Genomic DNA, 10,107 nt, shown 5'->3' with positions numbered 1-10,107 from the left:
GCGAAAAATGAGGTAAAGGGGTCATTTTTGGGTTGGCGTTGACAAATATGTGGAGCGGGCACGAAAAAGAGGCAGTTATTGCTATAGTCCGAACACTTGATACATCCGCCGTGCTCCACCGACAGGGTATGGAGAGCCAGGAAAGCTATCGAATTATGTCATTAGGCACGGCTGCAGCATTACAGCCATTTCTCTCGAAACTGGTTAAACAGACAAGAGGAGTTCCTTGGTCACCGATGCACCGCGGAGCATCTAAGTTTGCGACCTCCTACTTAAGGGCCTGCGGGCAACTTACTCATTTATCGAGAATGGCAGCCCTGGAACACAACGCGCTGGCGACAACAGCGTTCCCGCAACCCAACCATGTGACCATCAGAGTGCCATTGAGCGGTCCCGAGCTGGCCCTACAACAGGCAATCAAGGCTAGGAACAAACGCATACAACCTCCGAGCCCCAGCGAGGATCTCAATGAGCTTCGCTGGCAACGACTACATAAGCGTATGAAATCCTACGTCGACTCTCCCGATGGGTGGTTTATCCGTTACGCAAATGACCAAGAGATCGTGTCTGCCTACTACAGAAAAGCCCAACTCTATGGAAAACGCTATCTAGAGGCAGAGGCGCTTCCAGACGACATAAAAATCGGAGACAGGACATTCGGCGAATGGAAACACGCTTGCGACCAAGCGCTGGGCCGTGTCTTATGTCATATCGATTTCGTCGGCTTACTACAGAAAAAGTGGCCAAAAATCGCCGCACCGAACGTACTGACCTTATACGCAAGAAGAGATGACGTGGATGAAGTTTGGAGAGAGGCAGGGCTTGCAGCAAATCGTGTTTCACCAACCATGCAAGCGCTTACGCTAGAGAGTGAAAATGTCGGTGATTGGGAAAAAGTAAACGAGACGCCTTGCCCCTTCTATGTAGATCTCGGCAGAGATCACGTTTTACTCCCATGCTTCGGAGCCTTAACGAATCCATATTTCACCCTGTTCCGCCATCTACGCACTACCTACCAATCCGACTGGGACCAAGGCGTTGATCGAAGAGAAGAAATATTCCGCTCTGACCTAGCGGGGGCATTTCCGGAGCCCGACTTTCTAGTACCTCAACACGGGATCCAACTGCGGCGAGTAGACGGATCAAAACTGACGGATGTTGACGCCATAATCATTGACAGAAAAACAGGAACCTTGGCACTGGTGCAACTAAAGTGGCACGATGTATTTGGGCTTTCCCTACCCGAACGAGAAAGTCGTAGACGAAATATTTCTAAAGCCAACGAATGGATAGAACGAGTTATCTCCTGGGTCGATGGGCGTACTTCCGCCGAGCTATGTAAGGTATTTGGATTTAACGTCAAAGCCTCGAACACCCCGCCAGTCCTATATGTTGTTGCTCGATATGCTGCACGCTTTACTGGGGAAAAGGATCAAGACCCACGCGCTTCCTGGCTAGGCTGGCCGGAGATTCTTAATGTTCTCAATGATTTACGTGAAGGCGATGTACTATTGAAAATTCCTCGACTTGTGTTTGATCAAGAAGCAAAGTTTTATGAAGCAAGTGAAAAGAAATTTGAGTTCCGTTTCCCCGAGCTATCAGTAGATCTCTATATAGAACCGGAGCGTTGGTAAAAATAGTCGCCCCTTGCTGTTACTACCCAAGCGAAATCGCCACCCGAAGGTGGCTTTTTCATTATAGGTTGCCGAGGATAGCTTTATCTATTCCTAACAATTACTACACAGACAGAAAAATGTCTTCAGCAAGAGCAATCAGCGAGCCGAATACTTCTGCATCGACGGTTCCTTGCCAAAAATTAGCCTAGGAAGCGACACCCCCTGCTTCCCAACGCTCACCAACTCATACACCGCAAACGGGCATTTCACCTGGTTTGTACCATCTCTGGCAGTGACACTACTGATACCCATATAGGCCTCATAGCTCTTCCCTTTCTCAAAGGTGAAAACCTGGGCCTGCTCCGGACACTGCATGTAGGTGCTGCCATAGCTGCCCGCCTGCAGTACTTCCCGTGACAGCACAAACGGCTTGCCCGCCGGCACCCGGTATTCAGCCACTATTTCCGAATAAAGCCCCTCAGCCATACTCGTCACGCCAAGATAGTCGCTCAGCTTCGGAGCAAAACGCGCAGGCATGTCCAACTTGGGCGGTACCAGAGGCGATTGCGGATAGTTGATCGCCGGCTGACGGTTTTCACCAAACCGCCCCGCCTTGGCCAGCCCCTGCTCATTCCCGACACAACCGTCGTACACACCACCCCGAACCACACCATTGGTGACCACGCGAAGCTGAGCGATATCAGTACCTGGTGCCGGCTCAACATATGGCACCCAAGGTCGAGCAGAACAGGCCGTGAGCCATGCCAAGCAGGCATACAGGGGAACTTGCTTCAGGGACATTAGATCGCCCCCATACAAATAGCGCTGGCGGCAGGAAGCCGTACCAGACAGGCAACGTACGTAGATCCCTCTACAACCGCTTCAAATCAGCGGATTTGAAAAACACACAGACATGAAAAAGCCCAACCTTTTCAGATTGGGCCTCATCACTAAAAATATTGGTCGGGACGGAGTGATTCGAACACTCGACCCCTTGCACCCCATGCAAGTGCGCTACCGGGCTGCGCTACGCCCCGACACTGAGTAGCTGTGCTTTCAAACCTCTGAAAGCGATTAGGAATGTAACCTAACCTTTTGAATTTTGGAAGTATTATTTCCAAAAAATTTACTTCTTGAGCACCACCAGCACATCCTCCAGCTCAGCGATCATCTGGTGGATCAGTTGCTTGTACTGGATGTTCTCTTCCTTGGCGTCGTCACTGGAGAGGCGCTGGCGCGCCCCGCCGATGGTGAAGCCCTGGTCGTACAGCAAGGCGCGGATCTGGCGGATCATCAGCACGTCGTGGCGCTGGTAATACCGGCGGTTGCCGCCCCGCTTGGAGGGGTTGAGTTGAGGGAATTCCTGCTCCCAGTAGCGCAGCACGTGCGGTTTTACCGCGCACAGCTCGCTGACTTCACCAATGGTGAAGTAGCGTTTGCCTGGGATCGGCGGGAGCTCGTCGTTATGACTTGGTTCCAGCATAGGCCTCAACTCGGGCTTTCAGTTTCTGCCCTGGACGAAAGGTGACCACACGGCGCGCCGTGATCGGGATTTCCTCTCCCGTTTTTGGATTGCGGCCAGGCCGCTGGCGTTTGTCGCGCAAATCAAAGTTGCCGAAACCCGACAATTTGACCTGCTCGTTGTCCTCGAGTGCGTGGCGGATCTCTTCAAAGAACAGCTCGACCAATTCCTTGGCCTCGCGCTTGTTAAGACCCAACTCCTCGTAGAGACGTTCCGCCATTTCAGCTTTCGTCAGAGCCCCCATACGTCACTTCCTTAACGTGGCGTTCAACCTGGTTTCAAGCGAGGTGAGGATATTTTGCGTTGCGGAGTTCACCTCATCGTCATTAAGAGTGCGCGATGGATGCTGCCAGGTCAAGCCAACGGCCAGGCTTTTTCTATGAGGATCAATGCCTTTACCCTCATAGACGTCAAAAAGCCTGAGGTCTGTCAGCCATGCGCCTGCATTTTCACGAATCACCTCCAGGACCGCGCTGGATGCCACGCCTTTGTCCGCCAGCAGGGCCAGGTCACGACGCACTTCAGGGAAGCGCGACAGCTCGCTGAATGCCGGCATCTTGCCCGCCGCCACTTCAGCCAGGACCAGCTCGAAGACGAACACCGGACGATCCAGGCCCAGGGTCTTGGACAGTTCCGGGTGGATCGCGCCGAGGAAGCCGACCAGCTTGCCGTCACGCTCGATGCGTGCGGTCTGGCCCGGATGCAGCGCAGGGTGTTGGCCCGGCACGAAGCTGAACTCACCCAGTGCACCGGCAGCGCCCAGGATCGCTTCCACGTCCGCCTTGACGTCGAAGAAGTCGACCGCATCGCGACCGTGTGCCCAGCCTTCCGGCAGACGGCTGCCGCAGACCACACCGGCCAGCATCGGCTCTTGCTTCAGGCCTTCCAACTGACCGACAAAACGCAGGCCGCTTTCGAACAGGCGAACGCGGTCCTGCTGACGGTTGAGGTTGTGCTGCAGCACCTTGACCAGACCCGGCCACAGCGACGAGCGCATGGCCGCCATGTCGTTGGAGATCGGGTTGGCCAGCAGCAGCGGCTCGACGCCTGGGCTGAACAGCTCGAACTGCTTCGGATCGATGAAGCTGTAGGTGATCGCTTCCTGGTAGCCACGCGCCACCAGCAGGCGACGCAGCTCAGGCAGCGCACTACGGGCTTCAGCCTTGGCCTTTGGTGCCAGGCGGGCTTGCGGGTAGCGAACCGGCAGGCGGTTGTAGCCGTACAGGCGCGCCAGCTCTTCGATCAGGTCGACTTCCAGGCTGATGTCGAAGCGATGGCTTGGCACTTCGACGGTCCACTGCCCTGCCCCGCTGGCGGTGACGCCCAGGCCCAGGCCAGTCAGCAGGCGCTCGACTTCAGCCGAGTCCATTTCCATGCCGAGCATCTGGGTGACGCGTTCGGCGCGCAGGGTCACCGGTGCCACGGAGGGCAGGTGCGCTTCGCTGACGGTCTCGATGATCGGGCCGGCTTCACCGCCGGTGATTTCCAGCAGCAGGCCAGTGGCACGCTCCATGGCTTCACGGGCCAGTTGCCAGTCCACGCCACGCTCGTAGCGGTGCGAAGCGTCGGTGTGCAGGCCATAGGAACGAGCCTTGCCCGCGACCGCGATCTGATCGAAGAACGCGCTTTCCAGGAAGATGTCGCGTGTGGTCGCGGTGTTCACACCGCTGTGCTCGCCACCCATCACGCCGGCGATCGCCAGGGCGCGGTTGTGGTCGGCAATCACCAGGGTATCGCTACGCAGGGTGACTTCCTGACCGTCGAGCAATACCAGCTTCTCGCCTTCTTCGGCCATGCGCACGCGGATGCCGCCGTTGATTTCGGCGAGGTCGAAGGCGTGCAGTGGCTGGCCCAGCTCGATCATCACGTAGTTGGTGATGTCGACGGCAGCGTCGATGCTGCGTACGTCGGAACGACGCAGGCGCTCGACCATCCACAGCGGAGTCGGCTTGGACAGGTCGACGTTACGGATCACCCGGCCCAGGTAACGCGGGCAGGCGGCCGGCGCCAAGACTTCAACCGGACGCACTTCGTCGTGCACGGCAGCGACGGCAGGCACGGCTGGGCGGGCGACGTCAGCGGCGTACAGCGCGCCGACTTCACGAGCGAGACCCGCCAGGGACAGGCAGTCGCCGCGGTTCGGGGTCAGATCGACCTCGATACTGGCGTCGTCCAGGCTCAGGTAGGCACGGATGTCGTCGCCGACCGGCGCATCGGCGGCCAGTTCGAACAGGCCGTCGTTGCCTTCACCGATCTGCAGTTCGGCCTGCGAGCAGAGCATGCCGTTGGATTCGACACCGCGCAGCTTGGCCTTCTTGATCTTGAAGTCGCCTGGCAGCTGGGCACCAATCATGGCGAACGGCACTTTCAGACCCGGGCGCACGTTCGGCGCGCCGCAGACGACCTGGAAGGTCTCGGTACCATTGCTGACCTGGCAGACGCGCAGCTTGTCGGCGTCCGGGTGCTGCTCGGTGCTCAGTACTTCACCGACCACCACGCCGCTGAATTCGCCGGCGGCCGGGGTCACGCTGTCGACCTCCAGACCCGCCATCGACAGACGAGCGACCAGCTCGTCGCGGCTTACCTGCGGGCTTACCCAGCCACGCAGCCATTGTTCACTGAATTTCATCCTGTTCTCCCAATAGATTCGTGACGACTAGCGAAATTGCGCGAGGAACCGCAAGTCGTTGTCGAAGAACAGACGCAAGTCGTTCACGCCATAACGCAGCATGGCCAGACGCTCAACGCCCATGCCGAAGGCAAAGCCCTGGAACTCTTCCGGGTCGATGCCGGACATGCGCAGCACGTTCGGGTGCACCATGCCGCAGCCCATCACTTCCAGCCAGCCGGTCTGCTTGCACACGCGGCAGCCTTTGCCGCTGCACATCACGCATTCCATGTCGACTTCAGCCGAGGGCTCGGTGAAGGGAAAGTAGGACGGACGGAAACGCACCGCCAGTTCCTTCTCGAAGAACACGCGGAGGAATTCCTCGATGGTGCCCTTGAGGTCGGCGAAGTTAATGTCGCGATCAACCAGCAGGCCTTCGACCTGGTGGAACATCGGCGAGTGGGTGATATCGGAGTCGCTGCGATACACACGGCCTGGGCAGACGATGCGGATCGGCGGCTTCTGCGATTCCATGGTGCGGACCTGGACCGGCGAGGTGTGGGTGCGCAGCAGCATGTTCGCATTGAAATAGAAGGTGTCGTGCATCGACCGGGCCGGATGGTGGCCTGGGATGTTGAGCGCCTCGAAGTTGTGGTAATCGTCTTCCACTTCGGGACCTTCGGCGATGCCGTAGCCGATGTGGGTAAAGAATTGTTCGACGCGTTCCAGAGTCCGGGTGACCGGGTGCAGACCACCGGAGGTCTGGCCACGGCCAGGCAGGGTCACGTCAATGGACTCGGCGGCGAGTTTGGCGGACAGCTCCGCTTCCTCGAACGACGCCTTGCGCGCATTGAGCACCTCGGTGACACGCTCCTTGGCGACGTTGATCAGGGCGCCGACTTGCGGACGCTCTTCTGCCGGCAGGCTCCCCAGGGTCTTCATCACCTGAGTCAGCTCACCCTTCTTGCCAAGGTAGTGAACCCGGATTTGCTCCAGGGCATTGATGTCTTCAGCGCTTTGCACAGCCTCAAGTGCTTGAGAGACCAGTGCGTCCAGGTTTTCCATGTACAGACTCCAGATACGAAATAGGGGAAGAGCCTGAAGGCTCTTCCCCTATTTACTGACGTTTAACACCAAGGCCTGCGAAGGCAGGCCCCGGTGATTGTCGGGGGACTTAGGCCAGAACGGCTTTAGCTTTCTCGACAATCGCAGCAAACGCCGCTTTTTCGTTCACTGCCAGATCAGCCAGAACCTTACGGTCGATTTCGATCGACGCTTTTTTCAGGCCAGCGATGAAACGGCTGTAGGACAGACCGTTGATACGCGCACCAGCGTTGATACGAGCGATCCACAGAGCGCGGAACTGACGTTTTTTCTGACGACGGTCACGGTAGGCGTATTGGCCTGCCTTGATTACCGCTTGCTTGGCAACACGGAATACGCGCGAGCGTGCGCCGTAGTAGCCTTTAGCAAGTTTCAGAATTTTCTTGTGACGCTTACGGGCAATGACGCCACGCTTTACACGAGCCATGAGTTACTTCCTCTATTCTTGACTAAAATTAACGAAGGCGCAGCATGCGCTCGACTTTTGCCACGTCAGACGGATGCAGCAAGCTGCTACCGCGCAGTTGACGCTTACGCTTGGTCGACATTTTGGTCAGGATGTGGCTCTTGAAAGCGTGCTTGTGCTTGATGCCGTTAGCAGTTTTCAGAAACCGCTTGGCAGCACCGCTTTTGGTTTTCATCTTTGGCATGTTCGGATACTCCGCATTCAGTTGATAAACATAATCAGAAGGCCTGCCGTGCCCTGTTGATTACTTCTTCTTTTTCGGGGCGATGACCATGATCAGCTGGCGTCCTTCCATCTTAGGATGCTGTTCGACCGATCCGTATTCCTGCAGGTCAGCTTCAACCCGCTTGAGCAGATCCATCCCCAGCTCCTGGTGGGCCATCTCACGGCCGCGGAATCGCAAGGATACCTTGGCCCTGTCCCCGTCACTCAGGAAACGTACCAGGTTGCGTAGTTTTACCTGGTAATCCCCTTCCTCCGTCCCTGGACGAAACTTGATTTCTTTAACCTGCACTTGCTTCTGGTTTTTCTTCGCAGCAGCAATTTGCTTCTTCTTTTCGAAGATCGACTTGCCGTAGTCCATCACCCGGCAGACGGGTGGCTGGGCGTCAGCGGAGATTTCCACCAGGTCCAGTTTGGCTTCTTCGGCAATTCGAAGCGCTTCATCAATCGAGACGATGCCAATCTGCTCGCCATCAGCGCCAATTAACCGAACCTCGCGTGCCGAGATATTCTCGTTGATCGGCGCTTTCGGTGCAGCTCGTTTATCTTGTCTCATATCACGCTTAATAATAATTACTCCGAATCTTGGCGACCACGCCGGGAAACCGCTTGCGCGAGGAGCGCCGTGAACTGGGCGACGGGCATGGAGCCCAGGTCAGCACCTTCACGGGTACGCACAGCGACAGTTTGCGTTTCGACTTCCCTGTCTCCGATAACCAAAAGATAGGGAACCTTGAGCAAGGTATGCTCGCGGATTTTAAAGCCGATTTTCTCATTTCTCAAGTCGGACTTGGCACGGAATCCGCTTTCGGCCAGAGATTTTTCCACCTCGAGGGCAAAATCGGCCTGCTTGTCGGTGATATTCATGATCACCGCCTGGGTTGGCGCCAGCCAGGCCGGGAATGCACCTTCGTAGTGCTCGATCAGAATTCCGACGAAACGCTCGAAGGAACCCAGGATCGCGCGGTGCAGCATCACCGGATGCTTGCGGCTGTTGTCTTCCGACACGTACTCGGCACCGAGACGGATCGGCAGGTTGAAGTCCAGCTGCAGGGTACCGCACTGCCAGACACGGCCCAGGCAGTCCTTGAGCGAGAATTCGATCTTCGGCCCGTAGAAGGCACCCTCGCCCGGCTGCAGGTCGTACGGCAGGCCGGCGCTGTCGAGTGCGGCGGCCAGCGCGCTTTCGGCACGGTCCCACAGTTCGTCGGAACCCACGCGCTTTTCAGGGCGGGTGGACAGCTTCATCTGGATGTCCTTGAAGCCGAAGTCGGCGTAGACGTCCATGGTCAGCTTGATGAAGGCGGCGGACTCGGTCTGCATCTGGTCTTCGGTGCAGAAGATGTGCGCGTCGTCCTGGGTGAAGCCACGCACGCGCATGATGCCGTGCAGCGCACCCGATGGCTCGTTACGGTGGCAGGCACCGAACTCGGCCAGGCGCATCGGCAGCTCGCGGTAGCTCTTCAGGCCCTGGTTGAACACCTGCACGTGGCAGGGGCAGTTCATCGGCTTGATGGCGTAGTCGCGGCTTTCCGACTCGGTGGTGAACATGTTTTCGGCGTAGTTGGCCCAGTGCCCGGATTTCTCCCACAGGGAGCGATCGACCACTTGCGGGGTCTTGATCTCCAGGTAGCCGTTGTCACGCTGCACCTTGCGCATGTACTGCTCGAGCACCTGGTACAGGGTCCAGCCGTTCGGGTGCCAGAACACCATGCCCGGCGCTTCTTCCTGGGTGTGGAACAGGCCCAGGCGCTTGCCGATCTTGCGGTGGTCGCGCTTTTCCGCTTCCTCGATGCGCTGGATGTAGGCCGCCAGCTGCTTCTTGTCCGCCCAGGCAGTGCCGTAGACGCGCTGCAGCTGCTCGTTCTTCGCATCGCCGCGCCAGTAGGCGCCGGACAGCTTGGTCAGCTTGAACGACTTGAGGAAACGGGTGTTCGGCACGTGCGGACCGCGGCACATGTCGACGTATTCTTCGTGGTAGTACAGGCCCATTGCCGTTTCGTTCGGCATGTCCTCGACCAGGCGCAGCTTGTAGTCCTCACCGCGCTGGGTGAACACTTCGATGACCTCGGCGCGCGGCGTGACCTTCTTGATCACGTCGTAGTCCTTGTCGATCAGCTGGTGCATGCGCTCTTCGATCGCCGCCAGGTCGTCCGGGGTGAAAGGACGCTCGTAGGCGATGTCGTAGTAGAAACCTTCGTCGATGACCGGACCGATCACCATCTTGGCGGTCGGATACAGCTGCTTGACCGCGTGGCCAACCAGGTGGGCGCAAGAGTGACGAATGATCTCCAGCCCCTCTTCATCCTTGGGCGTGATGATTTGCAGTTTGGCATCGGCTTCGATCAGGTCGCAGGCATCGACCAGCTTGCCGTCGACCTTGCCGGCCACGGTGGCCTTGGCCAGGCCGGCGCCGATGGAAGCGGCGACTTCGGCGACGGAAACCGGGTGATCGAACGGACGTTGACTGCCGTCGGGAAGAGTAATGATGGGCATGGCGCCTCCTCTCCTAGTGGTGACCCCTACCAAAGGTCACGTGGGTTGGGATGAGCAGCCAGTACGCGATCCG

General features: G+C 57.7%; 10 protein-coding genes and 1 tRNA gene. 1 reads left to right on the top strand and 10 read right to left on the bottom strand.

All coding sequences use genetic code 11. The annotated features are described in order from the left end of the window. Positions 1-128: 128 nt before the first annotated feature. Positions 129-1,634: a hypothetical protein gene (locus K675_RS33005; protein WP_157383939.1), complete on the top strand. Its 1,506-nt coding sequence runs from the start codon at positions 129-131 to the stop codon at positions 1,632-1,634. Between the two features lie 138 nt (positions 1,635-1,772). Here K675_RS33005 and K675_RS30765 read toward each other — a convergent pair whose 3' ends face one another. The 10 genes from K675_RS30765 to thrS all read right to left on the bottom strand — a co-directional run bounded on the left by K675_RS30765 (position 1,773) and on the right by thrS (position 10,034). Next, positions 1,773-2,417, bottom strand: a complete 645-nt coding sequence (locus K675_RS30765; RefSeq protein WP_037006485.1) for a hypothetical protein — start codon at positions 2,415-2,417, stop codon at positions 1,773-1,775. A gap of 159 nt (positions 2,418-2,576) precedes the next feature. Beyond that, positions 2,577-2,653, bottom strand: a tRNA-Pro gene (locus tag K675_RS0113740). An 89-nt stretch (positions 2,654-2,742) separates the two neighbouring features. Then, positions 2,743-3,099, bottom strand: a complete 357-nt coding sequence (locus tag K675_RS0113735; protein WP_010443730.1) for a MerR family transcriptional regulator — start codon at positions 3,097-3,099, stop codon at positions 2,743-2,745. Next, positions 3,080-3,382, bottom strand: a complete 303-nt coding sequence (gene ihfA / locus K675_RS0113730) for an integration host factor subunit alpha (RefSeq protein WP_002553164.1) — start codon at positions 3,380-3,382, stop codon at positions 3,080-3,082. Before ihfA ends, K675_RS0113735 begins: the two co-directional genes overlap by 20 nt. A gap of 3 nt (positions 3,383-3,385) precedes the next feature. Continuing rightward, positions 3,386-5,767, bottom strand: a complete 2,382-nt coding sequence (gene pheT, locus K675_RS0113725) for a phenylalanine--tRNA ligase subunit beta (protein WP_017904088.1) — start codon at positions 5,765-5,767, stop codon at positions 3,386-3,388. 27 nt (positions 5,768-5,794) lie between these two features. Next, the gene (pheS, locus tag K675_RS0113720; protein ID WP_017904087.1) at positions 5,795-6,811 is read right to left on the bottom strand and encodes a phenylalanine--tRNA ligase subunit alpha; all 1,017 of its coding nucleotides are present in this window, start codon (positions 6,809-6,811) and stop codon (positions 5,795-5,797) included. 109 nt (positions 6,812-6,920) lie between these two features. Continuing rightward, positions 6,921-7,277: a 50S ribosomal protein L20 gene (gene rplT, locus K675_RS0113715; protein WP_010443727.1), complete on the bottom strand. Its 357-nt coding sequence runs from the start codon at positions 7,275-7,277 to the stop codon at positions 6,921-6,923. 28 nt (positions 7,278-7,305) lie between these two features. Then, the gene (rpmI, locus tag K675_RS0113710) at positions 7,306-7,500 is read right to left on the bottom strand and encodes a 50S ribosomal protein L35 (RefSeq protein ID WP_002553160.1); all 195 of its coding nucleotides are present in this window, start codon (positions 7,498-7,500) and stop codon (positions 7,306-7,308) included. A gap of 60 nt (positions 7,501-7,560) precedes the next feature. Beyond that, positions 7,561-8,112, bottom strand: a complete 552-nt coding sequence (infC, locus tag K675_RS0113705; protein ID WP_186676118.1) for a translation initiation factor IF-3 — start codon at positions 8,110-8,112, stop codon at positions 7,561-7,563. Continuing rightward, positions 8,112-10,034, bottom strand: a complete 1,923-nt coding sequence (gene thrS, locus K675_RS0113700) for a threonine--tRNA ligase (protein ID WP_017904085.1) — start codon at positions 10,032-10,034, stop codon at positions 8,112-8,114. Before thrS ends, infC begins: the two co-directional genes overlap by 1 nt. Positions 10,035-10,107 lie beyond the last annotated feature (73 nt).

This window comes from Pseudomonas fuscovaginae SE-1 (assembly GCF_000364705.1).
GTDB lineage: Bacteria > Pseudomonadota > Gammaproteobacteria > Pseudomonadales > Pseudomonadaceae > Aquipseudomonas > Aquipseudomonas fuscovaginae_A.
The sequence above is the reverse complement of the archived record's forward strand: the minus strand, read 5'-3'. Positions and strand labels throughout refer to the sequence as shown.

Coding starts and splice junctions, on each gene's coding strand:
- K675_RS33005 (WP_157383939.1), top strand. CDS start 129: ATGGAGAGCCAGGAAAGCTATCGAATTATGTCATTAGGCACGGCTGCA.
- K675_RS30765 (WP_037006485.1), bottom strand. CDS start 2,417: ATGTCCCTGAAGCAAGTTCCCCTGTATGCCTGCTTGGCATGGCTCACG.
- K675_RS0113735 (WP_010443730.1), bottom strand. CDS start 3,099: ATGCTGGAACCAAGTCATAACGACGAGCTCCCGCCGATCCCAGGCAAA.
- ihfA (WP_002553164.1), bottom strand. CDS start 3,382: ATGGGGGCTCTGACGAAAGCTGAAATGGCGGAACGTCTCTACGAGGAG.
- pheT (WP_017904088.1), bottom strand. CDS start 5,767: ATGAAATTCAGTGAACAATGGCTGCGTGGCTGGGTAAGCCCGCAGGTA.
- pheS (WP_017904087.1), bottom strand. CDS start 6,811: ATGGAAAACCTGGACGCACTGGTCTCTCAAGCACTTGAGGCTGTGCAA.
- rplT (WP_010443727.1), bottom strand. CDS start 7,277: ATGGCTCGTGTAAAGCGTGGCGTCATTGCCCGTAAGCGTCACAAGAAA.
- rpmI (WP_002553160.1), bottom strand. CDS start 7,500: ATGCCAAAGATGAAAACCAAAAGCGGTGCTGCCAAGCGGTTTCTGAAA.
- thrS (WP_017904085.1), bottom strand. CDS start 10,034: ATGCCCATCATTACTCTTCCCGACGGCAGTCAACGTCCGTTCGATCAC.